22 protein-coding genes and 1 tRNA gene are annotated in these 22,747 nt (G+C 37.6%); 15 read left to right on the top strand and 8 right to left on the bottom strand.

Annotation, left to right across the window (positions count from 1 at the left end; translation table 11 throughout):
* Positions 1-131 precede the first annotated feature (131 nt).
* Both ACJJVM_RS14020 and ACJJVM_RS14015 read left to right on the top strand, forming a co-directional pair.
* Complete coding sequence (locus ACJJVM_RS14020; RefSeq protein ID WP_405212036.1) at positions 132-854, top strand: hypothetical protein; 723 nt, start codon at positions 132-134, stop codon at positions 852-854.
* Between the two features lie 4 nt (positions 855-858).
* On the top strand, positions 859-1,377 hold the full coding sequence (locus ACJJVM_RS14015) for a putative signal transducing protein (RefSeq protein WP_298348578.1): 519 nt from the start codon (positions 859-861) through the stop codon (positions 1,375-1,377).
* 9 nt (positions 1,378-1,386) lie between these two features.
* Here the strand turns inward: ACJJVM_RS14015 and ACJJVM_RS14010 are convergent, their stop codons facing one another.
* Positions 1,387-3,006, bottom strand: a complete 1,620-nt coding sequence (locus tag ACJJVM_RS14010) for an ABC-F family ATP-binding cassette domain-containing protein (protein WP_405212035.1) — start codon at positions 3,004-3,006, stop codon at positions 1,387-1,389.
* 167 nt (positions 3,007-3,173) lie between these two features.
* On the opposite strand from ACJJVM_RS14010, the gene ACJJVM_RS14005 reads away from it, so the two are divergent.
* The gene (locus tag ACJJVM_RS14005; protein WP_405212034.1) at positions 3,174-4,586 is read left to right on the top strand and encodes a TlpA family protein disulfide reductase; all 1,413 of its coding nucleotides are present in this window, start codon (positions 3,174-3,176) and stop codon (positions 4,584-4,586) included.
* Between the two features lie 69 nt (positions 4,587-4,655).
* Here the strand turns inward: ACJJVM_RS14005 and fsa are convergent, their stop codons facing one another.
* From fsa to ACJJVM_RS13985, 4 genes are all read right to left on the bottom strand, one after another.
* On the bottom strand, positions 4,656-5,312 hold the full coding sequence (gene fsa, locus ACJJVM_RS14000; RefSeq protein WP_298348572.1) for a fructose-6-phosphate aldolase: 657 nt from the start codon (positions 5,310-5,312) through the stop codon (positions 4,656-4,658).
* An 81-nt stretch (positions 5,313-5,393) separates the two neighbouring features.
* Positions 5,394-6,197: an SDR family oxidoreductase gene (locus ACJJVM_RS13995; RefSeq protein ID WP_299148955.1), complete on the bottom strand. Its 804-nt coding sequence runs from the start codon at positions 6,195-6,197 to the stop codon at positions 5,394-5,396.
* Between the two features lie 169 nt (positions 6,198-6,366).
* The gene (locus tag ACJJVM_RS13990) at positions 6,367-6,810 is read right to left on the bottom strand and encodes a thioredoxin family protein (protein ID WP_405212033.1); all 444 of its coding nucleotides are present in this window, start codon (positions 6,808-6,810) and stop codon (positions 6,367-6,369) included.
* Between the two features lie 96 nt (positions 6,811-6,906).
* Positions 6,907-7,539: an NAD(P)H-dependent oxidoreductase gene (locus ACJJVM_RS13985; RefSeq protein WP_405212032.1), complete on the bottom strand. Its 633-nt coding sequence runs from the start codon at positions 7,537-7,539 to the stop codon at positions 6,907-6,909.
* Positions 7,540-7,629: 90 nt separating this feature from the next.
* Between ACJJVM_RS13985 and ACJJVM_RS13980 the strand changes: the two genes are divergently transcribed.
* The 6 genes from ACJJVM_RS13980 to ACJJVM_RS13955 all read left to right on the top strand — a co-directional run bounded on the left by ACJJVM_RS13980 (position 7,630) and on the right by ACJJVM_RS13955 (position 13,849).
* Positions 7,630-8,025: an acyl-CoA thioesterase gene (locus tag ACJJVM_RS13980; RefSeq protein WP_405212031.1), complete on the top strand. Its 396-nt coding sequence runs from the start codon at positions 7,630-7,632 to the stop codon at positions 8,023-8,025.
* Positions 8,025-8,693 (top strand): vancomycin high temperature exclusion protein, encoded by a 669-nt coding sequence (locus ACJJVM_RS13975; RefSeq protein WP_405212030.1) that lies wholly within the window; start codon positions 8,025-8,027, stop codon positions 8,691-8,693. The genes ACJJVM_RS13980 and ACJJVM_RS13975 overlap by 1 nt, the downstream gene beginning before the upstream one ends.
* A gap of 56 nt (positions 8,694-8,749) precedes the next feature.
* A complete protein-coding gene (gldG, locus tag ACJJVM_RS13970) occupies positions 8,750-11,179 on the top strand; it encodes a gliding motility-associated ABC transporter substrate-binding protein GldG (protein WP_405212029.1) in 2,430 nt (809 codons plus the stop codon).
* A 119-nt stretch (positions 11,180-11,298) separates the two neighbouring features.
* The gene (dnaN, locus tag ACJJVM_RS13965) at positions 11,299-12,417 is read left to right on the top strand and encodes a DNA polymerase III subunit beta (RefSeq protein ID WP_021778818.1); all 1,119 of its coding nucleotides are present in this window, start codon (positions 11,299-11,301) and stop codon (positions 12,415-12,417) included.
* Between the two features lie 167 nt (positions 12,418-12,584).
* Complete coding sequence (locus tag ACJJVM_RS13960; RefSeq protein WP_035324609.1) at positions 12,585-13,655, top strand: M28 family metallopeptidase; 1,071 nt, start codon at positions 12,585-12,587, stop codon at positions 13,653-13,655.
* 118 nt (positions 13,656-13,773) lie between these two features.
* Positions 13,774-13,849: transfer RNA gene (locus ACJJVM_RS13955), tRNA-His, on the top strand.
* Between the two features lie 64 nt (positions 13,850-13,913).
* On the opposite strand, the gene bshB1 is transcribed toward ACJJVM_RS13955, so the two are convergent.
* Entirely contained in the window at positions 13,914-14,630 is a 717-nt protein-coding gene (bshB1, locus tag ACJJVM_RS13950; RefSeq protein WP_299148961.1) for a bacillithiol biosynthesis deacetylase BshB1, read from the bottom strand.
* Between the two features lie 50 nt (positions 14,631-14,680).
* Positions 14,681-15,856 (bottom strand): trans-sulfuration enzyme family protein, encoded by a 1,176-nt coding sequence (locus ACJJVM_RS13945; protein ID WP_405212028.1) that lies wholly within the window; start codon positions 15,854-15,856, stop codon positions 14,681-14,683.
* 166 nt (positions 15,857-16,022) lie between these two features.
* Between ACJJVM_RS13945 and hutI the strand changes: the two genes are divergently transcribed.
* The 5 genes from hutI to ACJJVM_RS13920 are packed head-to-tail and all read left to right on the top strand — an operon-like array spanning position 16,023 to position 20,076.
* Complete coding sequence (gene hutI / locus ACJJVM_RS13940) at positions 16,023-17,252, top strand: imidazolonepropionase (RefSeq protein WP_405212027.1); 1,230 nt, start codon at positions 16,023-16,025, stop codon at positions 17,250-17,252.
* Entirely contained in the window at positions 17,249-17,827 is a 579-nt protein-coding gene (locus tag ACJJVM_RS13935; protein ID WP_298348544.1) for a hypothetical protein, read from the top strand. Before hutI ends, ACJJVM_RS13935 begins: the two co-directional genes overlap by 4 nt.
* 1 nt (position 17,828) lies before the next feature.
* Entirely contained in the window at positions 17,829-18,830 is a 1,002-nt protein-coding gene (locus ACJJVM_RS13930) for a formimidoylglutamase (RefSeq protein WP_405212026.1), read from the top strand.
* On the top strand, positions 18,811-19,278 hold the full coding sequence (locus ACJJVM_RS13925) for a GNAT family N-acetyltransferase (RefSeq protein ID WP_298348540.1): 468 nt from the start codon (positions 18,811-18,813) through the stop codon (positions 19,276-19,278). The genes ACJJVM_RS13930 and ACJJVM_RS13925 overlap by 20 nt, the downstream gene beginning before the upstream one ends.
* Positions 19,279-19,284: 6 nt before the next feature.
* On the top strand, positions 19,285-20,076 hold the full coding sequence (locus ACJJVM_RS13920) for an MBL fold metallo-hydrolase (protein ID WP_405212025.1): 792 nt from the start codon (positions 19,285-19,287) through the stop codon (positions 20,074-20,076).
* Positions 20,077-20,140: 64 nt separating this feature from the next.
* Here the strand turns inward: ACJJVM_RS13920 and ACJJVM_RS13915 are convergent, their stop codons facing one another.
* Positions 20,141-21,022 carry a hypothetical protein gene (locus ACJJVM_RS13915; RefSeq protein ID WP_405212024.1) on the bottom strand — a complete coding sequence of 294 codons (882 nt, stop codon included), beginning with the start codon at positions 21,020-21,022 and terminating at the stop codon, positions 20,141-20,143.
* A 372-nt stretch (positions 21,023-21,394) separates the two neighbouring features.
* On the opposite strand from ACJJVM_RS13915, the gene ACJJVM_RS13910 reads away from it, so the two are divergent.
* The gene (locus ACJJVM_RS13910; RefSeq protein WP_405212023.1) at positions 21,395-22,690 is read left to right on the top strand and encodes a DUF2254 domain-containing protein; all 1,296 of its coding nucleotides are present in this window, start codon (positions 21,395-21,397) and stop codon (positions 22,688-22,690) included.
* Positions 22,691-22,747 lie beyond the last annotated feature (57 nt).

Below are 22,747 nucleotides of genomic sequence, written 5' to 3'. Positions count from 1 at the left end.
AATTAGAGAAGCACAACTTACTGCTCTTAAGACCTTAACATATTTGTTTAATAGTTTCAATAATTTTATACAGTATGACTGTTGCATTGACATTGCGGCTTTTGTATTGTATATTTAGTAGAAAAAAAGAGATGCTATTAACCAGAACAAACATTCACAACAAATTATTACGTGAGCGCAGCAAGAGTGAGCAAGAGCAAGATATTCTGGCTCAAGTAGAAGCTATTTTTACACAAGACCGCTTTCGCGAAAGCGGAATCTTAAAAACCCTTAATAGTCCTTCTGGCTCAGGTTACAATGAGTTTAACATAGACCTACTGGCCGCCGAAAATATATTCCACATTAAACAAATAGAAAAGATTTGTATAGATTACAGACTTCGTTTTCTAGGCACAAAGTACTTTAAAGGTAAATATCCACAGCAAGCGCTAGACAATATTAAATATCTTGAAAACACGCACAATACAGAGCTAGATGGTTTTAAAATCATAGCTCCGTCAAAAATGTTTGTACTAGAAAAAGCAGACGACCCTTTACTTTTTGCCCCTATGGGTAATGGCTATTACTACCTCATACATAAATGGGGAAATGACCTTAACCCCTTTAGAAAGCAGTGGGCTTGGTCTTTTAAATCTTTTGAAAACCTTATCGTAACCACACTTTTAATAAGCCTAATAGCCACTATGCTTATACCAGATGGTCTTTTTACAAAGAATCAAGATTTAAGTCAAGATATTATGGTCTTTTTCTTTATGTTTAAGTCCATCGCAGCGATTGTGTTATTTTATGCCTTTGCACTAGGTAAAAATTTCAACAAAGCGATATGGAATAGCACTTACGATAAAACAAGATAACTATATGAGTATACTACCAGATTCCCGTTATGAGAAGATCCACACTGGATCTGCCATTGAGACAAAACGTTTACAGATCATTCTAGAAGAACAAGGAATCCCTAGTATACTGAGAGATGATAATGAGAGTGCAAAGCTAGCTGGCTATGCACTAGGCTCTCCAGATCAATCAAGACTACTGGTTGACAAGGAACATCTAGTAAAAGCAAAACACGTCGTAGCAGCGACCCTAGAGGATTTTAAAACTAATGCCCTTACAGATGATGAGCTTAACTCGCTCTCACAAGAAGAATCGCAAAGTGAACCTCTAAAAACGATCTCTAAAAGTACTACAGAAAAGAAAAAGCCAGGAGTATCTCCTGGCCGTCTTATCTTTTATGTACTCTTCTTATTATACTCCTTATGGCGTTTATCACCTTTATTAAGAGGTGAGGAATTACCATTACTTCGCATTATAATAAGCGGCGCGTTAAGCATATTCTGTATTTATATGCTCATCTCTTACTTCACTAATAAAAAGTAAGGGAGTAGCCTACTCGTACATCGCCATACGCTGCTCCTTGATGCTCTTATCACTCATATACTCATCAAAGTTCATAAAGCGATCTATAACTCCTTTAGGAGTAAGCTCTATTACACGGTTACCTACTGTGCTTGCAAACTCGTGATCGTGTGTAGTAAGCATTACAGTACCTTTAAAGTTTTTAAGTGCATTGTTAAACGCTGTAATAGACTCAAGGTCTAAGTGGTTTGTAGGCTCATCTACCATTAAGATGTTTGCACGCTTCATCATCATTTTTGAAATCATACAGCGCACTTTTTCTCCTCCAGATAATACGTCTGACATCTTAAGTGCTTCTTCACCAGAAAAAATCATTTTTCCTAAGAAACCTCTTAAGAAAACCTCTTCCCTCTCCTCTTCTGTTTGTGCATACTGGCGTAACCAGTCTACAAGGTTAAGCGTTCCGTCTTGAAAGTACGATGAGTTATCTAGCGGTAAATATGACTGTGTTGTTGTAACTCCGAAATCAAAACTACCGCTATCTGGAGTTTGATTACCATTTATAATCTCATAAAATGCTGTAGTAGCACGACTATCACGAGAAAATAATACTGCCTTGTCACCTTTATTTAGATTGATATCTACACCTTTAAAGAGTACATCTCCATCTAGACTTGCAGTAAGGCCTGCACAATTAAAAATTTGATCTCCAGCCTCACGATCCCTGTCAAATATAATACCTGGATAACGACGGCTAGAAGGCTTAATTTCTTCTATATTAAGTTTATCTATCATCTTTTTACGAGATGTAGCTTGCTTAGATTTTGCAACGTTTGCAGAGAATCTAGCGATAAACTCTTGTAATTCTTTTTTCTTCTCCTCAGCTTTTTTGTTTTGCTGTGCTCGTTGTCTGGCTGCTAGTTGAGATGACTCATACCAGAAGGTATAGTTACCACTATAGTGAGTGATCTTACCGTGATCTATATCTGATATGTGTGTACAAACCGCGTCAAGAAAGTGACGGTCGTGAGATACTACTATCACACAATTCTCATAGTTTGCTAAGAAGTTTTCTAACCAAGCAATCGTCTCATAATCCAGGTCGTTTGTAGGCTCATCCATAATAAGTACATCCGGATTACCAAAAAGTGCCTGTGCAATTAAGACACGTACACGTTGCTTACCATCTAGATCTGCCATAGATGTATGGTGAAGCTCCTCTTTTATACCAAGGTTAGATAGCATTGTAGCTGCGTCACTATCTGCATTCCAGCCATTCATCTCTTCAAACTGTACTTGAAGCTCTCCTATACGGTCTGCATTTTCATCTGAGTAGTCTGCATATAATGCATCAATCTCAGATTTGATTTTATATAATGGCTTATTACCCATTACCACAGTCTCAAGTACGGCAAACTCATCATAAGCATAGTGATTTTGCTCTAGTACAGACATACGCTTACCTGGCTCTAGGTGAACGTGACCAGAAGTAGGGTCTTGCTGTCCCGTTAATATTTTAAGGAAAGTAGACTTTCCTGCACCATTTGCACCTATAATACCGTAGCAATTGCCATTAAGAAACGAAGTGTTTACCTCGTCAAATAAAACGCGTTTACCAAATTGAACCGAAAGATTAGAAACTGATAACATAAAATTGTCTGTTTAGAGCCTGCAAAAATACCTATAATTAAAGAAATTTTAAACATAAGGATAGTTAAATGCTTTTAACGTGGCTTTAACAACTTCAATACACCTTTAAACTTATTTTTGAGAACAATGCGCTATGCTTGCTTTTCAAGCATAAATTAATACCCTATATGAAATATCACATCGCCCTTCTCTCGTTACTTGTAGTATGTACAAGCAGTTGCATCTCTGAAGACAAAGACAAGGCAGACGGAACCTACATAGGCGGTGAGATTATTAACCCTGTACAGAGCTATGTACTTTTGCGCAAAGGTGAAAACGTTACAGATAGTATACCCCTAGATAGACGTAATAGATTTTTACATAAACTAGAAAATTTTGAAAGCGGCCTTTATCGCTTTGAGCACGGAGAACACCAGATTGTTCATATTGAGGAAGGTGACAGTATACTATTGCGTGTTAATACAAAAGAGTTTGATGAGTCTTTAAGCTTCTCTGGCTACGGTTCAGAAAAAAGTACTTTTCTTATAGATATGTACTTGCACTGGGAGTCTGAAAACAACAACATAAAAAGAAAGTATCAGAAAAATCCTCAAAACTTTCAAAAGACATTAGACTCAATGTCTATTATACATCAAGAAGAATTGAGCGATTTCTTAAATAATCCCGAAGCCACCTACTCAGATGATTTTATAGATATTGCCCGAGCGGTTTCAAAACTGGATAACTATCAGCGCAAGGAGCTTTACCCCTTTGCTCATTATGGGAAAGATAAACTTAACTTCATTAAAAAACTGCCAGGTGACTTTTACCGCTTTCGCGAAAGCGTAGATATAAATAATCCTAACCTTGATGAATTATACGGTTTTAGAAGATATCTGGGATCATACATAAACCATCTAAGTTTTTTAAGATATGGTGACCAGTCTAAGTACGACCGTATGTCTTACGTGCATAATCACCACCAGATTGCTGTTATAGATAGTATTATTACAAATGAGCCGCTCAAAGAAAGACTTCTCAACCAGATGGCACGTATTTTTATTGCAAACAGCAATAACTCTAAAGAGGTTGCAACCCTGTTTGATGAGATAAAGGCCGTTTCTTCATCTCAAGAAACCATTGAAAACATAGATGCATTGTACTCTAACAATGAGAGTATGCAGGCCGGAAACACGATACCAGATGTTCTTATTGTAGATACTAACCTTGCAATGAGCACACTATCAAGCCGTATTACAAAGCCTACTGTGCTATACTTCTGGTCTTACTCGAGAAAGTCACATATGAACAACTCGCACCAAAAAGCAAAAGATTTACAAAGGAAATACCCAGAGTTTAACTTTATAGCGATTAATGTAAATAAAGAACAAGATAAGTGGATACGTCATCTAGATAACAAGAATTACAACTCCCTTATGGAATACCAACTTGCAAAGCCTGCTCTGGGCAGAAAGCAACTAGTGCTCAATGATATTAACAAGACAATAGTGCTAGATAAAAAAGGTGTGATTCTTAATAGCCACGCAAACATACACAGCTCAAAATTTGAGAATGAGCTACTTGCCTATTTAAATCAATAGACCACATATAATTACATAACAAAGCCTCCTTACTAAGGAGGCTTTTTTATGCTTAGTAATTAATGAGGATTACTTGTTACCCTTCTCATAGTCTGCTAGAAACTTAGCAAGACCACTATCTGTAAGCGGGTGTCTTAATAATCCCTCTATAGAAGATAAAGGACCTGTCATAACATCTGCCCCTATTTTTGCACAATCTATTACGTGCATTGTGTGCCTTACTGAGGCTGCTAGAATTTGTGTGTCAAACATATAGTTATCATATATGTGACGTATCTCTGTTATAAGATTAAGCCCATCTGTAGAGATATCATCTAGTCTTCCTATAAATGGAGATACATATGTTGCACCAGCCTTTGCTGCAAGTAATGCTTGCCCGCAAGAAAACACGAGTGTACAGTTAGTACGTATCCCTTTATCAGAAAAATATTTTATAGCCTTTATACCATCCTTAATCATAGGCACCTTTACGACAATTTGCTCGTGTAATGCAGCGAGCTCCTCCCCTTCCTTAATCATCTCATCATACGTAGTAGAGATTACCTCTGCACTCACATCTCCTGTAGCAATAGCACAGATATCCTTATAATGCTGTAAGATATTCTCACGGCCTGTGATACCTTCTTTTGCCATAAGTGATGGGTTTGTAGTTACCCCGTCAAGAACACCAAGGTCTTGCGCTTCTCTAATCTGGTCTAAGTTTGCGGTGTCTATAAAAAATTTCATAGGTTTTTCTTTTGTTGATTATACACAAATGTAGCTAAAAGTGATAAGTCGTTTCCCTTACAAGGATTAATTGTTTGTTAACTACAAGCCGTAATGGTTGAGCAACAGTTTTTCATACCAAGTATCTGGCAGCATACGCTTAAGTGCTATACTAAAACGTTGCATAAAGAACCCAACTCGATAATGCACTTTTGGATTTTTTGATTCCATAACGCGTTTTATGACTTTTGCCATAATAGCGGTGTCCATTCCTTTATCTACGTGCTCATCCATAAGAGCTAGCGTGTTCTTATAGTTATCTTTATAAGGTGAGTTATCTAGTACGGGGGCGTGATATCTACCTGCAGCAATATTGGTTGCAAAATCTCCTGGAGCTACAGTAGTCATCTTCACATTAAACTCTTTAAGTTCCATACGGTATGCCTCTGTAGTGATGCCTAGTGCACCTTTTGTTGCTGAGTAAATACCACGATAAGGTAACCCCATATATCCAGCTATAGATGTAATATTTATAACCATACCAGAGCGCTGTGCTCGCATAGTAGGTAATACTGCTTTAATCACTTCTAGTGCGCCAAAGTAATTTGTTTCAAAAACACGTCTCGTCTCTGTATCTGGAGTTTCTTCAAGAGGGCCGGTTATGCCCATACCTGCATTATTTATAAGGTAGTCTATTTTTCCTTCGGCATTGAGAAGCGTGGCTACTGCTGTCGTTATGGTTTCTGGCTTTGTTACATCAAGTGCCAGCATATGTACACCATTTTCTACACTATTTTTAGGATTACGGCTTGTACCATAGACGGTGTATGAATGATTTACTAAAAACTGTGCGATGGCTTGCCCTATACCAGAAGAGGCACCGGTGATTAAAACTACTTTTGACATATGTTATTTTAGAGTGGGGCAAAGATAAGAAGATATGACCTTTACAGATACCTTCGTCTCAAATTACTAGGGAAGAGTTGATGGGTTGTTATTACGCTTTCGCGAAAGCGTAAAAAAAAAAGCGCCCAATTACTTGAACGCTTTTGAAATAATTTCTTTTGAACCGTTATTATAAGCGACGTGCTTTATCAAAAAACGCGTAGTACGGTGCTGTATCTCGTAGCATACTGTATCCAGACACCTCGTCTTTTCTTCTTCCGTTTGCATCTAGTAGTAGTACGGTAGGGAAAGACTTGTCTCTATTATACTTGTCTTGCAGCTTCATATTTTTCTTTTTCTGCTCTGGTGTGATGATATCTTCTCTAAAAGGGATATCTATCTCTAATAGCACAAAGTCGTCTGCCTGCTGGATAAATTTATCTGTTTGCCAAAGATCTTTTTTAAGCATTTTGCACGGGCCACACCAGTCACTACCTGTAAAATACATTAAGATAGGCTTACCTTGACGCTGTGCTACTTTCTTTGCTTTATCAAAATCTGTGTACCATTTTGCCTGCTGCGCTTGCATAGTCGCTGCCGAAATGAGTAGTAAAAAGACGATGAATTTTTTCATTATAATTGTTTTAGGGCTATTGCAAATTTAAAAACTTCTAGAAATAAACAACAATCTTGCCACAAAATTGTAATTGCCTACAATTTACAAAACTTACTATAATTCTAAAACTGCATTTGCAATAGGTTTTCTAACCTTCTTTAAGGAAGAAAACATATCATCTTCTGCCCTATGACCTACAGGCATAACTAGTACTGGTTGTATACCGTGTTTATCTAGGTCAAGGGCCTCGCTGTAACCTTCTGGAGAAAAACCTTCCATAGGGCAGGCGTCTATCTCTTCTAACGCGCAAACGGTAAGTAAATTACCCATAGCGAGATATGCTTGCTTTGTCGCCCAGAGGTGATTATCTGCAACACTTACGTTTTTAAAATGGTCTAATAGATAATCTTTAAAAGGTTTTAGAACCTCGTCTGGTGTGTTGCGTATAGCCTTAACGTTATTAAAGTAATCTTCTACATAGGTACCATCTACGTTTTTTTCTATACAAAATACAAGTACGTGAGAAGCATCTGCCACCTGTTGCTGGTTCATTGTTACAGGTACTAAAGCCTCTTGCTGCTTTTTATCACTTATAATTACAAGTCGCACGGGCTGTAACCCAAAACTTGTGGCCGTAAGATTAAAGGCATTTTTTAAAATATCTATTTGAGCGGTAGAGAGCATACGCTTGTTATCAAACTTTTTAGTCGCATACCTCCATTTTAAAGCTTCTATTACTTGTAGCATTTGTTCTGTTTTTAGACCTTGCAAAGATACAGACACAAGGCTGCATATCTAGTATGTTATGCAGTAAGAATTACTAAGTCACATCTACCTATGCTTACAGTACAACAACGTATTAAAGAAAGTGAGACACGCATTTTTAAAGCGGTTTTTCCTAATACGACTAATCATTATGACACCCTTTTTGGGGGTACCGCATTACATATGATGGATGAGGCTGCTTTTATATGTGCAACACGTTTTAGCCGTAAGAAAGTAGTAACTATATCTACAGATAAAATAGATTTTACAAAGGCAATTCCAGAAGGTACCATTGTAGAACTTATTGCTCAGGTGGAAACTGTGGGCAATACAAGCTGTATGGTACGCGTTGAGATTTACAAGGAAGATATGTATAGCTATGATCGCGAGCTAGCCGTGGCGGGTAAATTTACCTTTGTCGCTATAAATGATGACAAAAAACCTATTAATATTATTGATAAGGCCTAGTGAGAAAAATTATTAAGAAAATAACCATCCTACTTTTTGCTTTTTTGGCACTCCTTGCTTGTGGGATATTTATACTCTCTGGCCACGTTAAATCTAGCACTAAAGATCAAACTTATAATAAAATTACCGAGGTACCTCAAGCTTATACAGTTATTGTACTAGGTGCTAGTGTGCGATCTAACGGTGATCTATCTACTATGCTAGAAGATAGGGTCTCGAGCGCGCTCTCCCTTTATCGCGCGGGTAAAGTGTCTAGATTTTTACTCTCTGGAGATAATGGTACAAAATCTTATAATGAGCCTAAGGCTATGCAACAGTACCTTATTAACCAAGGAGTGCCAGAAGAAGATATATTTTTAGATTACGCAGGTTTTGACACCTATGATAGTATGTATCGAGCAAGCTCTGTTTTTAATGTAAAGGAAGCTATTGTAGTAACTCAAAAATTTCACCTACCTCGAGCACTTTTTATCGCAAATAGATTAGGTCTTGACTATTACGGCTTTATAGGAGATAAACATATCTACCAGCGTGAGAATGCTAATAAACGCAGAGAACTTCTAGCAAATGTAAAAGCATACTTAGAGTTAGGCATAAGTAAAGAGCCTACCTATCTAGGGGCAAAAATCCCAATAGATGGGCCTCCTCAATCTACATACTCAGATTAAAATGTATTTCAAAAATTAAAAAATCTACTGTAGTTTTACTCAAAAAAAGTAACCCATTGTACGCAATATTAAAAAAGGAAATCACCACATTTTTCTCCTCACCTATAGGCTACCTAGTCGTAGGGTTATTTCTAGTGGTCACAGGATTATTTTTATGGGTTTTTGAAGGAGAATTTAATATTCCTAACTCAGGCTTTGCAGACCTTGCTCCATTTTTTCTTATCGCCCCGTGGATGTTTACTTTCCTTATACCTGCGGTAACTATGCGCAGTTTTAGTGAAGAAAAAAAAGCAGGAACCTTAGAACTATTACTCACAAAACCCATTACTACATTACAACTTACGCTAGGTAAATATCTGGGTGCTTACAGCCTCATACTTATTGCTATTATACCTACGTTAATGTATGTGCTCGCTATATATATGCTAGGTAACCCCGTAGGTAATCTCGACGTTGGTGTAACCATAGGGTCATATGCTGGACTTATACTGCTTGCTAGTATCTATACGGCATTAGGAATATTTATATCTACCTGTACTAGTAATCAAATTGTTGCCTTTATTGCATCAGTAGGGCTTTGCTTTTTTCTCTATTTTGGAATTGAGGGTGTCGTAGCTTACAGCAGCCTAGAGGGTAGCAAAACCTTCTTATCAAGCTTAAGTATTAAATCACATTATGAAAGTATAAGCAGAGGAGTTATAGACACGAGAGATCTTATCTACTTTATAAGTGTAACTGCGTTTTTTATCATACTCACGGTATGGAGATTGCAAAAAAATCAACAGACTTACGTGAAAAAAATCTCTAACATAGCGCAACCGCTACTCTTGTTTGTAGGGTTACTACTTATAAATTATGCTGGTTCATTTGCATATAAACGTTATGACTTAACTCAGGACGGTAGGTATACCATAAGCAAGCCTACAAAGGAATTATTAGACCAAATTAAAAGTCCTCTTATCATAGATATTTTTCTTGAAGGAGACTTTCCTGCAGAATTTAAAAAGCTTCAGAACGAGACGCGCTACCTTCTTGAAGAAATGCAGGCTCACAATCCTAATATTTACTTTGAGTTTTCAAACCCTGTAGAGCCTGGCGAAACGACCGCTCAAGTAGCAGGGCAGTTTAACGAGTTTGGAATGACCACTATCCCGCTTAAAGTAAAACAAGACGGCAGGGAGACTACACAAACTATTTTCCCCTGGGCTACTATTAATTTTAATGGTAAAGCCGTTCCTGTTTCTTTAGTAAAAAATGCGGTAGGATCGTCACCAGAACAGCTGGTTTATGCGTCTATTCAAAATCTTGAGTATGCCTTTGCAGAGGGGCTTAACATCTCTTTAAATGCAAAGACTAAGCGCATAGCAGTACTACGAGATAATGGTGAATTACCAGATGCAAAAATTGCAGATATGTTTCGTAAGCTGGGCGATACTTATAATATTGCCCCCTTCCCAATGGAGGTGGCAAACCAAGACCCAGAAAAAGCACTAAAAGCCTTACAAAACACCTTTGACCTCGTAGTTATCGCAAAGCCTACAAAGGCATTTACAGAGCAACAAAAATATGTGATAGATCAATATATTATAAACGGAGGTAACAGCCTCTGGATGCTCGATGCTGTGGCAATAGAAGATGATAGTCTGCGTAATGATGCAGGTAAAACAGTTGCATTTCCTAGAGATCTCAATCTGGACGATCAACTCTTTAAATATGGTGTACGCATAAATCCCTCACTAGTGGTAGACCTCTACTCTGCCCCGCTAAGTGTAGCATCTGGAGAAGGAAGTGAGTCACAATACATACAACTACCGTGGTTATACAGACCACAGGTACCTAGCCTTAACACCCACCCTATAAATACTAATATTGAAAAACCGGTACGCTTTAACTACGCAAACCCTATAGAACTTCTTGAGTCTAATAATGAACTCTCAAAAACAGTATTATTACAATCTAGTATCTATACAAAGCTAGAAGCAACTCCTAGAGAAATTGCACTTGCACAAGTAGATATAGAACCTCAGGAGGCAGATTTTCAAGCAGGACAACAACCACTAGCTGTTTTAGTAGAAGGTGCATTTTCTTCGGCATTTACAAATCGTGTTTTACCAGATGGAAGTGATAAAGAACGCTTTCGCGAAAGCGCAACAAACCCCTCAAAACTCATACTCATATCTGACGGTGACATTATAGCAAACGAACTAGATAGCCGCGGGCAGCCACTAGAATTAGGCTTTGACTACTACACAAGAACCAGCTATGGTAACAAAGAGTTTTTGCTTAATGCGGTTAATTACCTGCTCGATGATAATGGTCTTATTAACATAAGAAGTAAAGAAATTGCCCTTCCATTTATAGACTCCCAGAAGGTTTCAAAAGAGATCACCACGTGGCAAGTCTTGACCATTGGGCTTCCGCTTGTGATACTACTTATTTTTGGCGTCATATATACTGCAATAAGAAAGCGTCGTTACGCCCGCTAGATGTTGATAAGTTAATTTCTAAAGCCGTCGCATTTCAAATATATTTGTAAGTAGTGTGCAGGTAATTTATTGCATCACTTTATATTCAATTTTCTTGCATAGCAAAACCTAATAATACTATGAAATTTATAGTCTCTAGCTCTTACCTTCTCAAACAACTACAAGTGTTGGGAGGGGTGATTAATAATAGCAACACATTACCTATACTAGATAATTTTCTTTTTGAACTTGATGGTAACGCCCTTACGGTTTCGGCATCAGATTTAGAAACTACAATGACTTCAAAACTTGATGTAGAGTCTAGTGATAATGGAGCTATTGCATTACCAGCGCGTTTGTTACTAGACACGCTTAAAACATTTCCTGAGCAACCACTAACTTTTACTCAGCACGAAAATAACACCATAGAGATAAGCTCTAACCACGGTAAATATGCACTAGCATATGCAGATGGTGCAGAGTTTCCTAATGCCGTATCACTAGAAGATCCTAGTGTGGTAAAAATACCTGGAAGCGTGCTTGCTACGGCTATAAGCAACACCATATTTGCAACAGGTAATGACGATTTACGCCCAGTGATGAGCGGCGTTTTCTTTCAGTTTGCAACAGATGGTTTAACCTTTGTAGCAACAGATGCTCACAAGCTTGTAAAGTATGGTCGTACAGATGTTGTAGCATCACAGGCAGCAGAGTTTATTATGCCTAAAAAGCCACTTAACTTACTTAAAGGAATCCTCTCTACGTCTGACGATGAGATATCTGTAGAGTACAACGAGAGCAATGCCAAATTTACTTTTGATAACGTAGAGCTTGTATGTAGACTTATAGATGGTAAATACCCTAACTATGAGGCCGTAATACCTAAGGAAAACCCAAATAGACTTACTATAGACCGCAACCAATTTTTAAACTCTGTGCGTCGTGTATCTATTTTCTCAAATAAAACAACACACCAGATACGTCTTAAAATTGCTGGAGCAGAACTTAACATCTCTGCCGAAGATATAGATTACAGCAACAAGGCAGAAGAGAGACTTACTTGTGATTATCAAGGTGATGATATGCAAATAGGTTTTAACTCAAGATTCTTAACAGAGATGCTTAATAATATGAATGCAAATGATGTTTCTTTAGAAATGTCACTTCCTAATAGAGCAGGTATCTTAACTCCAGTAGATGGTCTTGATGAAGGTGAGCAAGTAACAATGCTTGTAATGCCAGTAATGCTTAACAACTAAGAGACTTACGCCTCATAAAGTAATACCATAATGCCACTCTTAACTAGAGTGGCATTTTTTATGCAGTTTCTTTACGCTTTCGCGAAAGCGTACTAACAGGCTTTACAGCACTCTCCTATTTTATTCGGTTGAATTCTGTACTTTTAGCAATCTTAAAATAAATTTGAATGAAAAAATATTTTGCGCTTTTAGGTTTAAGCCTTGTAGCATTATCTTGCAATGAATCAAAAAAAGCAGTAGCTCCTACCCAAGCAGCAGACCCTGTAATAATAGATGTTACCGCTTTAGAAAGTGACGAGACAGACGTACGTAAGTACACAAACACAATCACCGAAGGAGAACTCAAAGAAATGCTCTACGTGTATGCCAGTGATGAATTTGAAGGGCGTAACACAGGAGACCCAGGTCAAAAAAAGGCAGCAGCATACCTTGTAAACTATTACAAAGAGCTAAACGTACAACCAGGTAATAATGGTGATTACTATCAAATCGTTCCTAATACATTTTTTAGAAAAGGAAGCGGGCTTAATGATTCTGAAAATGTTCTTGCTTTTATAAAAGGATCAGAAAAGCCAGAAGAGGTTCTTGTGCTCTCTGCACACCTTGATCACGTAGGTATGGACGCAAAAGGAAATGTATATAACGGTGCAGACGATGATGGCTCTGGAACAGTAGCTTTACTTGAGATTGCAGAGGCTTTTAAACAAGCTGTTAAAGATGGGAAGGGACCTAAACGCTCTATCCTATTTTTACACGTTACAGGTGAAGAAAAAGGTCTTTATGGATCAAGATATTATTCAGAAAATCCAGTATACCCACTTGCAAATACCATTGCAGATCTTAACATAGATATGATAGGTCGTAATGATGATGCGCACAAAGAAGATAACAACTATGTGTACCTCATAGGCTCTGATAAGCTTAGTACAGATTTACACAATATCTCATCTGCAGTAAATGCAAAGTACTTTGACATTAACCTAGACTACCGTTATAATGTAGAAAATGAGCCTAACAGATTTTACTACCGCTCAGACCACTATAACTTTGCAAAGCACAATGTGCCAGTAATCTTCTACTTTAATGGAACGCACGATGATTATCATAAAATAAGTGATACTCCAGATAAGATTAACTATCCTTTACTTGAGAAGCGCACAAAGCTCGTTTTTGCAACAGCGTGGGAACTTGCAAACAGAAAGGAAAAACCGGTAGTAGATAAAGCCGAAAAAGAGTAAAACAGAAACAACTCATTATCAGAATTATAAAAAATGGAGCAAAAAAAATGCTCCATTTTTTTTGATAAAAGGTTGTACATCTATTAATATTAATTATCTTTGCACTCGCAATTAAAATGGTGGTTGTAGCTCAGCTGGTTAGAGCGCTGGTTTGTGGTACCAGAGGTCGCCGGTTCGAAACCGGTCTTCCACCCTTAAAAAAAAGCTATCCTTCTGGATAGCTTTTTTGTTTTTATATGCTTTGTGTGTTGTGAGCTCTTATATTAAGTCAAATAGGCTATTTACAGCTGCATATCGCTCTACAGTAAAACCTTCACCATACTCTGTACCTATAAGTCTACCTAGGTCTCTTGCTCTATAGTTTATGCTATCTTTAAAAGTTTTACTAGATATAGGCGTGTCTCCTTCCTTATTATTTGGATCGTGAAACTGTGATGTGTAAGCAAACACAGACTCACATTTTTTATCTATAAAGCCAGTAACATCTACTACCACATCTGGTTCTATATTTTGCCACTGTATATAGTGATACACAGTTTTGGGACGCCATTTTTCTTGAGGCTTTCCTTCTACTATAGTTTCTATTTTTTTAAGACCGCTTAAAAAGCAAGCATCACTGGCCAGTTTACTCCCTTTACCGTGATCTATGTGCCTATCTGTAATAGCATTACAGAGTACCATTTCTGGTTGATATTTACGTATGATTTCTATAATCTTGAGCTGGCTCTCTCTATCATTTACAAAAAATCCATCTGCAAGTGCGATATTTTCTCGTACGCTCACACCTAATATCTTTGCTGCATTTGCTGCCTCTACATCACGTATCTCTGCAGATCCTCTTGTTCCTAACTCTCCTCTTGTAAGATCAAGAATACCTACTTTCTTTCCGTTTGCTATTTCCTTTGCTATCGTTGCACCACAGCCCAACTCTACGTCGTCTGGATGTGCTCCTATAGCTAGTATGTCTAATTTCATAAAATATATTGTTATAATGCCTGTAATGGCATTTTATAAGCCGTACAATTCTAGTCTGCTACTATTGTTGCTTTTTTAAGCACAACTTCAAGCGCTTGGTCAATATCTGCCATAAGATCTTTTTTCTCTTCTATACCTACAGAAAAGCGTATCAAGCCATCTGCAATGCCTTGTTTTGCACGCTCTTCTTCTCCTAGTAAAAAGTGAGAGGTTTGCGCTGGGCAAAGCATTGTACTCTCTACACCTGCAAGACTCATAGAAGGTTTTATGAGTTTAAGCGCTTTTTGAAACTCCTCTGCATCAATGTGTGGTGCTAACTCGAAGGACATCATACCACCAAAACCGCTCATTTGCTTTTTTGCAAGAGCATAGTCAGGATGCGACTTGAGACCTGGATAATACACCTTATCTATTTCCTCCTTTTTATCGAGCCACTTGGCAAGTTTCTTTGCATTTCTATTTTGAGCTTTAACACGTAGCGCCATTGTCTTGATACTACGCTCAAGCATCCAGACCATAAGATCACTTAAGCTTCCTCCTAGATTTTTACCTAGGTTCCAGATACGGTCTATATGCTCTTGACTTGCTGCAACGGCTCCTGCACAGATATCACTATGACCACCCATATATTTTGTTGCCGAGTGTATCATTATATCTATGCCAAAAACTTTTGGATTTTGATTTACAGGTGATGCAAAGGTGTTATCTATCATCGTTACAATGCCGTGCTTTTTGGCTAGTGCAGAGACCATTTCCATATCTGTCACTTTCATAAGCGGGTTAGACGGGGTCTCTATGTAGATAACTTTGGTTTGTGGGGTAATCGCTTTCGCGAAAGCGGCCTCACTAAGATCTTCTGTAAACGTATAGGTGATACCATATTTATCAAACTCCTCTACCACAAGGTTGTAAGTCCCTCCGTATAAAGTTTCTTGTAATACAATGTGATCGCCACTTCTTAAAAACGCAAGTAACGTTGTGCTCACTGCAGCCATACCACTGCCAAAAATCATTCCCGCCTCAGTTTTTTCTAAAGCTGCAATTTTCTTGCTTAGACCTTCTTGGTTAGGTGTATTAAAATAACGTGGATAGCGCTTTACATCTACATCCATAAAGGCATATGAAGATGACATAAATATAGGAGAAACAGCTCCTTGAAACTGCTCGTCTTTAACTTCTCCCGTGTGAGTACAAATGGTATTGAGACCCTGGTTTGACTTTGACATAACTTTACTTTTTTTAATGTTCTAAAAATACAAAAAACACCTAGAGCACCTCTCTCATTATTAAAGAATAAAATAGTGCACTCTGGGCCAATGGCTTAGCACAGTTTTAGACATTCTCTTAAAAATGTTAATGCAATAGTCGTATAAAGTTGCTACCTTTAAAAGGATGAAATTGATTACTAACATATATCAGCTTTTAGTAACTGGAGAATATGATAAGCCTCTTTGTGGTAAGGAGATGGGCGCTATGCCATATATTGAGAATGCGTATCTCGTAATAGATGAAGATCGCATTTATGAGTATGGTAGTATGGATGACTTACATCCTATCGCTGTAGATGAAGTTATAGATGCAACAGGTCAAATAGTATTACCTATGTGGTGTGACTCTCACACGCATCTAGTATTTGCTACAACTCGTGAAGATGAGTTTGTAGATCGCATAAAAGGCTTGAGTTATCAAGAGATTGCTGCCAGAGGTGGTGGAATTTTGAACAGCGCTCGCAAGTTACAGGCAATGAGCGAAGATGAACTTTATGAAGATGCATTAGAGCGCTTATCACAATGTATTAAAACGGGTACTGGAGCTATAGAGATTAAAACAGGTTATGGCCTTACAGTAGCGTCAGAACTTAAGATGCTGCGCGTTATCAAAAGACTCAGTACTGCCGTAGATATCCCTGTAAAAGCAACGTTACTAGCTGCTCACGCTATACCAGAACGACACAAACAAAATAGAGAAGCTTATATAGATGAGATTGTAAATGAGATGATACCAGCATTTACAAAGGAGTCATTAGTAGATTTTATAGACATATTTTGTGAGACAGGATACTTTACTGTAGCAGAAATGGATACCATAGTAAACGCAGGAAAGGCCCACGGCTTAAAACCTAAGGTACACGTAAACCAGTTTACAAGTATAGGTGGTATACAGAAGGCTATAGAGCTTGAAGCACTCACTGTAGATCATCTAGAAGAACTTACCGAAAAAGATATAGATGCCTTAAAAACATCAAATACGATACCGGTAGCCTTACCAGGCTGTTCTTTCTTCTTAAATATACCATATACACCCGCACGCAAGATTATTGACGCAGGCCTATGTATTGCTGTGGCAACAGACTACAACCCAGGATCATCACCTAGCAGCTCTATGAATTTTATAGTCTCACAGGCGTGCATCAATCTTAAAATGACCCCTGCAGAGGCAATTGTTGCAGCTACTATAAACGGTGCATTTGCAATGGATGTCGCAAAAGAAACTGGAAGTATTACAAAAGGAAAAAAAGCAAATTTAATAATTACTAAACCCCTACCCTCTTACAATGCAATTCCCTATCACTTTGGACAACACCAGATTGATAAGGTAATTGTAAATGGAGAAGTCTTATGATTATACCTAATTTTTTTATCGTACCGGGAAGCCCGGTAAGTGACACATTTATTGAACACGGAGTTACTACTTTTTATGACGCGATACGCAAAGTGCATCATCTTCCTTATGGGAGAGTAGAAAACCCGTTAGAGTTTGGAAACATTATTACAAATGGTCGAGGCACTTGTAGTACAAAACACGCCACATTAAAAACACTCACAGATGAGCACGCAATTTATGGCTTACAACTAGAACTTGCTATTTATGCTATGAATGAAGAGAACACCCCAGGTGTGGGAGCGACTCTTGATAAATACAACCTGCCATATATGCTAGAAGCACACACGTTTTTATGTTATGATGACGAAGTATATGATTACACATTTGCTCAGTCTAAAAACCTTAAGTGGAAAGATGCAATACTAATGCAAACCACAATAGATACAGACCAGATAGGTGAGTATAAAAAGAACTATCACAAATCTGTACTCGCAGACTGGATAAAAAGAGATAACCTACCATATACGCTAGACGAACTTTACATTATAAGAGAGCAATGTATAGAAGCGCTCTCAGACGCGATAACGCATTGATATGATACAGCTACACATTGCAACAGAAAGTGACATTAAACCATTCACACATCTTCGAGCTGGTGAGACCAAGCTAGGAGAAACCTTGCAACTATGTGATAGCCTAGATGACATTGTAAATAATAATTGCACCTATGTTCTTTTTGGAATTTGTGAGGATATTGGAATTCGCGCAAATTACGGTAAGCCCGGGGCAATAAAAGCTTGGGGAAGTTTTGTAAAAGCTTTTGTAAACGTTCAAGACAATCAATTTAATAATGGTAACGATATCCTACTATTAGGTCATATAGCTGTATCGCCAGATATAGACGATATAGATAAAGAGAATCCAGAAAACCTAGGTAGTATTGTAGCAAGAATAGATAGTAAAGTAGCAACCGTAGTAAACCGCATAGTAAGTGCGGGCAAAATACCTATAGTTATAGGAGGCGGTCATAATAACGCCTACGGAAATATAAAAGGTACTGCAACGGCTTTGCAAAAAGCTATAAATGTCATCAATTTTGATGCTCATACAGATTTAAGAAAAACAGATTATAGACATAGTGGCAATGGCTTTACGTATGCGCTAGAAAGTGAGAACTCATACCTCAAGACCTATTGTATCTTCGGGTTACATAAAAACTACACACCACAGTATATTTACAATATGATAGCTACTAGCAATCATATCACCGCTTTTGATATGGAGGATATGCTTCTCGAAAGTAAACAGGTGGAAAATTTTAAAACTGCTATCTCCCAGTTAAGTGACAATACATTAGGTATTGAGATAGATGTAGATAGTATTGCAAATTTCTCAAGTAGCGCACAAACGCCTTCTGGATTTAACTTAGAGATGATGCGTTATTTTTTAGGACAGCTTGCGATAAATAATAAATGTGGTTATTTACATATTTGTGAGGCCGCTCCAACAAAGAAAAATTATCAACAAGTAGGTAAAGCATTATCTTACCTCGTTACAGACTTTATAAGAAATCATCGTGAACATTATACCCTATAACACAAAACATAAAGACGCCTTCAAGCATCTTAATATAGAATGGCTAGAGACCTATTTTTATGTAGAACCTTATGACTTAGAAGTATTAAGTAAGCCAGAGACTTACATTATAAATAAAGGAGGATACATATTTTTTGCCCAGCACAATGATGAGATTGTAGGCACCGTGGCGCTTATGCCCACACAAATAAATGGTGTACTAGAACTTACAAAAATGGCAGTATCTCCACAGGCTAGAGGTCTAGGCATAGGTCAAAAATTAATGGAGCATTGTATCGCTTTCGCGAAAGCGGAAAACCTTTCAAAACTCATACTCTATTCAAACACCGTTTTAGAAAACGCTATTCATATTTATAAAAAATGGGGTTTTATTGAGATTCCCGTAGAAGAAAATGCATCATACGAGCGAGCAAACATAAAAATGGAAAAAATAATTAACCATAAATAACCGAAAATGAAATTACTCAACATTATACTCTTAGCCGCCCTTACCATAAGTATTACAAGCTGTAAAGAGAATACACCAAACGAAACCAAAACAACTACAGAGGTTGTAAAAGAGGGGAAAGCAAAGAAAAGTAACTTTGAGATTTACCCAGTATCGCACGCTACTATGGTTTTAAAATGGGATGATAATGCTATTTATATTGATCCCGTAGGAGGTCCGGAAAATTTTGACCTTTATGATGCGCCAGATCTTATCTTGATTACAGATATACACGGTGATCACTTAAACGTAAACACTGTACAAGGTATTCTAACAGAATCTACAAAGATTATTGCGCCACAAGCAGTAGTAGATAAACTCCCAGAAGATTTACAAAAAATCACAACCGTACTTAGTAATGATAATTCATTAATGAAAAATGGTTTTGACATCACTGCAATCCCTATGTACAACCTTAGAGAGGAGGCACTTAAATTTCACTCAAAAGGCAGAGGAAATGGCTATGTAATTGAAAAAGATGATAAACGAGTATACATCTCTGGAGATACAGAAGACATACCAGAAATGCGCAATCTAGCAAATATAGATATAGCTTTTGTATGTATGAACTTGCCATATACAATGACGGTAGAGAGCGCTGCGAGTGCGGTATTAGACTTTAAGCCAGAGACCGTATTTCCATATCATTACAGAGGTACAGAAGGTCTAAGCGACGTCTCAAAATTTAAAGAACTAGTAAATAAAGGCGATAGTAATATTAATGTTGCCCAGCTAGACTGGTACCCTACAGTAGAATAAAAAAAACACCGCTCTAAGATGGATACCTTAGAGCGGTGTAATATGCTTTTAAATATGGTCTCTTTTACTTTAGACTAAAAGAAGTTTGAGCAAGAAGCGCCCCTTTATCATACACAAAGACCTTATAAGTTCCTTCTGGAAAAAACTTTGTGGTCTTCCCTATATTCTCACAAATATCTAGCGCTGTATTTTCATAATAAAACTTAGAGATTGTACTGTATGTAACCACTATCCCGTCAAAGGCTACTTGCTTGTTATCACCTAGCGTGTTTCCTTCTGGGTCTACAACCTGTACATAAAGCATACGGTCACCAGCTTCGGCAAGACGATTTTGTGGTACTGTATAACACGCACGTAACTTATCTACACGTCTATTATTTGAGTTTTCTATAAGCTTACCAGAAGAGCGTTCTATAACTCCAGTTGCACTAAGCTTATTTGCCGCCAGTGCAGAACCTAAGCTTACGCGCTCAGCCAGGGCACTATTTTCTAGTGATAGAGAATCTCCTACACCTCTTTGTACCTCTAGCTCATACGTTGTACTGTCTACGCGCATCGCTAGCATCTGGTTACTACCACGTAGGGAGTCATTTTGAGCAAATAAGAAATCACGCTCGTTACGTAGTTTAAAAACTTCTGCTCTATACTTCCCAAGACTCGCTATGGTGGCATCTTTTGCATTTATGTCAGATATAAGACCTTGTATTCTATCACGAGCATCGTTAAGCTCTGTGTCTTTAAGGTTATTTTCTTCTATAACTACATCATACTTACTCACCATTTCCTTAAGATCTGCAAGCACTACATTCTTCTCTTTTGTAAGTTGGCTCTTTGTATCTTTTTCTTGGTTATACAGTTTTACTGCAAAGGCACCGGCAACGACTAAAAGTACTGCAAGAATCCCTGCAATGATCTTAATACCGTTTCCACTTTTCCCGTTGTCCATAATATTTAGTTTAATTTTATTGGTTATACGTCTAATGCAAAGAATTGGATTTTATTTTAATTGCTTCTGCTAAAATATTCTTTTTACCATACAATTAACGCCCGATATTAAAAATTGTTAAAATTAGATATTCACATAATCCAAAGAGCGACAACTTACGTAGTAAAGATGCTGATATACAATTGTATAACAAAACATAGCCATCCCTAGCAAGCACATTGATTTGAGCAAGAAAATTACATTGCCATTGGTAATAAACAAGGTGAAAATTTTAATCACGCTTTCGCGAAAGCGTAAAAACAACCCTTAACAGCTGTTAACGTAGTTCTAAAAGCAATGCTATCCTTAAGTTTTTTACGGAAATTGTAACTTATGAATAGACTGTACACAAAACTTGAGCTTCTATACAGCCGCATTACTGGTAATGTAGCATTCTACCCTAGCCTCATTGCCTTTATGGGACTCGGGTTAGGGTTCTTAATGTCTTATGCAGAGCAGCAAGGAATCTCAAAGTATCTTATAGACGTTGTACCAGCGCTTGTAATTAATGATGCAGATACGGCTCGTACGCTACTCAGCACCTTTATAGGTGGTATTTTTAGTCTAATGGTTTTTAGCTTTTCTATGGTTATGCTCATACTTAACCAGGCATCTAGTAATTATTCACCACGCATATTACCAGGACTTATTGCAAATAAACGTCACCAGGTGGTACTAGGCTTTTATATTGCTGTCATCATTTACTGTATCATTATCTTACTTAGTATTGAGCCAGAACAGTCTAAAACGCAACTACCAGGCTTTGCTGTACTTGTAGGGATTGTATTAAGCATACACGTGCTTGCAGCTTTTATATACTTTATACACTCTATATCTCAAGCCATACAGATTAATAATATTATAAATCGTATTTACAAAGTATCACGAGATCGCATCCAGCAACTTATAGACACAGAGAGTGACCCCACTGGAGTAGCCGTTTTTAAGGACAGTGACTCTTGGCAAAGTTATACCACAAAGTTCTCTGGACATCTTAATGATATAGCACTAGACTCCCTTGTAGATTTTTGTAATGAGCACTCTTGTAAGGTATCACTACTAATTCCTAAAGGATCATTTGTACTAGATAGTACAAAAATAGTAAGTGTAAATAAGGATCTTAACGAGGAGGCTATTGAGGCGCTACGCTCTTGTTTTGGCTTTTCTAGATCTGAGATTGTGAAAAATAATTATATACTCGGTTTTAAACAGCTTACAGAGATTGCTGTAAAAGCAATGAGCCCGGGTATAAATGATCCCGGAACGGCAATTACCTGTCTAGACTACCTTACCGAGCTATTTGTATTACGTATGCAAAAGAGAGATAACAGCTTTGTGACAGATAAAGATGGTAATGCCCTCGTATCACTACGCACTATAAACTTTGAAGAAGTCCTCTATTTTATTTTTGCATCCCTAAGGCAGTATTGCAAAGAAGACTTTATTATGCTACATAAAATGTTGCAAAGCTTGAGATACCTAAGTACATCTGATGCGTTAAAGGACGAGTATACAGAGGCTATTATCAACCAAGTACAACTCATCATAGATGATGCAAACCAATTTATCAAAAACGAGTCAGATCTTGCTATTTTAAACAAGGTGGCTAGTGAAGTGCAAACAGGCTAGATGATATTATTACCACCAGATAAGGTTTTTTGACTGGTTTTCTTTTTCTTTATACAC

It is taken from the genome of Dokdonia sp. Asnod2-E02 (assembly GCF_045063915.1).
GTDB lineage: Bacteria > Bacteroidota > Bacteroidia > Flavobacteriales > Flavobacteriaceae > Dokdonia.
This window is presented reverse-complemented; position numbering and strand designations above follow the sequence as displayed.

What these genes read in the sequence shown, in the direction of transcription:
- ACJJVM_RS14020 (WP_405212036.1), top strand. Translation starts at nt 132, where the DNA reads ATGCTATTAACCAGAACAAACATTCACAACAAATTATTACGTGAGCGC.
- ACJJVM_RS14015 (WP_298348578.1), top strand. Translation starts at nt 859, where the DNA reads ATGAGTATACTACCAGATTCCCGTTATGAGAAGATCCACACTGGATCT.
- ACJJVM_RS14010 (WP_405212035.1), bottom strand. Translation starts at nt 3,006, where the DNA reads ATGTTATCAGTTTCTAATCTTTCGGTTCAATTTGGTAAACGCGTTTTA.
- ACJJVM_RS14005 (WP_405212034.1), top strand. Translation starts at nt 3,174, where the DNA reads ATGAAATATCACATCGCCCTTCTCTCGTTACTTGTAGTATGTACAAGC.
- fsa (WP_298348572.1), bottom strand. Translation starts at nt 5,312, where the DNA reads ATGAAATTTTTTATAGACACCGCAAACTTAGACCAGATTAGAGAAGCG.
- ACJJVM_RS13995 (WP_299148955.1), bottom strand. Translation starts at nt 6,197, where the DNA reads ATGTCAAAAGTAGTTTTAATCACCGGTGCCTCTTCTGGTATAGGGCAA.
- ACJJVM_RS13990 (WP_405212033.1), bottom strand. Translation starts at nt 6,810, where the DNA reads ATGAAAAAATTCATCGTCTTTTTACTACTCATTTCGGCAGCGACTATG.
- ACJJVM_RS13985 (WP_405212032.1), bottom strand. Translation starts at nt 7,539, where the DNA reads ATGCTACAAGTAATAGAAGCTTTAAAATGGAGGTATGCGACTAAAAAG.
- ACJJVM_RS13980 (WP_405212031.1), top strand. Translation starts at nt 7,630, where the DNA reads ATGCTTACAGTACAACAACGTATTAAAGAAAGTGAGACACGCATTTTT.
- dnaN (WP_021778818.1), top strand. Translation starts at nt 11,299, where the DNA reads ATGAAATTTATAGTCTCTAGCTCTTACCTTCTCAAACAACTACAAGTG.
- ACJJVM_RS13960 (WP_035324609.1), top strand. Translation starts at nt 12,585, where the DNA reads ATGAAAAAATATTTTGCGCTTTTAGGTTTAAGCCTTGTAGCATTATCT.
- bshB1 (WP_299148961.1), bottom strand. Translation starts at nt 14,630, where the DNA reads ATGAAATTAGACATACTAGCTATAGGAGCACATCCAGACGACGTAGAG.
- ACJJVM_RS13945 (WP_405212028.1), bottom strand. Translation starts at nt 15,856, where the DNA reads ATGTCAAAGTCAAACCAGGGTCTCAATACCATTTGTACTCACACGGGA.
- hutI (WP_405212027.1), top strand. Translation starts at nt 16,023, where the DNA reads ATGAAATTGATTACTAACATATATCAGCTTTTAGTAACTGGAGAATAT.
- ACJJVM_RS13935 (WP_298348544.1), top strand. Translation starts at nt 17,249, where the DNA reads ATGATTATACCTAATTTTTTTATCGTACCGGGAAGCCCGGTAAGTGAC.
- ACJJVM_RS13930 (WP_405212026.1), top strand. Translation starts at nt 17,829, where the DNA reads ATGATACAGCTACACATTGCAACAGAAAGTGACATTAAACCATTCACA.
- ACJJVM_RS13920 (WP_405212025.1), top strand. Translation starts at nt 19,285, where the DNA reads ATGAAATTACTCAACATTATACTCTTAGCCGCCCTTACCATAAGTATT.
- ACJJVM_RS13915 (WP_405212024.1), bottom strand. Translation starts at nt 21,022, where the DNA reads ATGGACAACGGGAAAAGTGGAAACGGTATTAAGATCATTGCAGGGATT.
- ACJJVM_RS13910 (WP_405212023.1), top strand. Translation starts at nt 21,395, where the DNA reads ATGAATAGACTGTACACAAAACTTGAGCTTCTATACAGCCGCATTACT.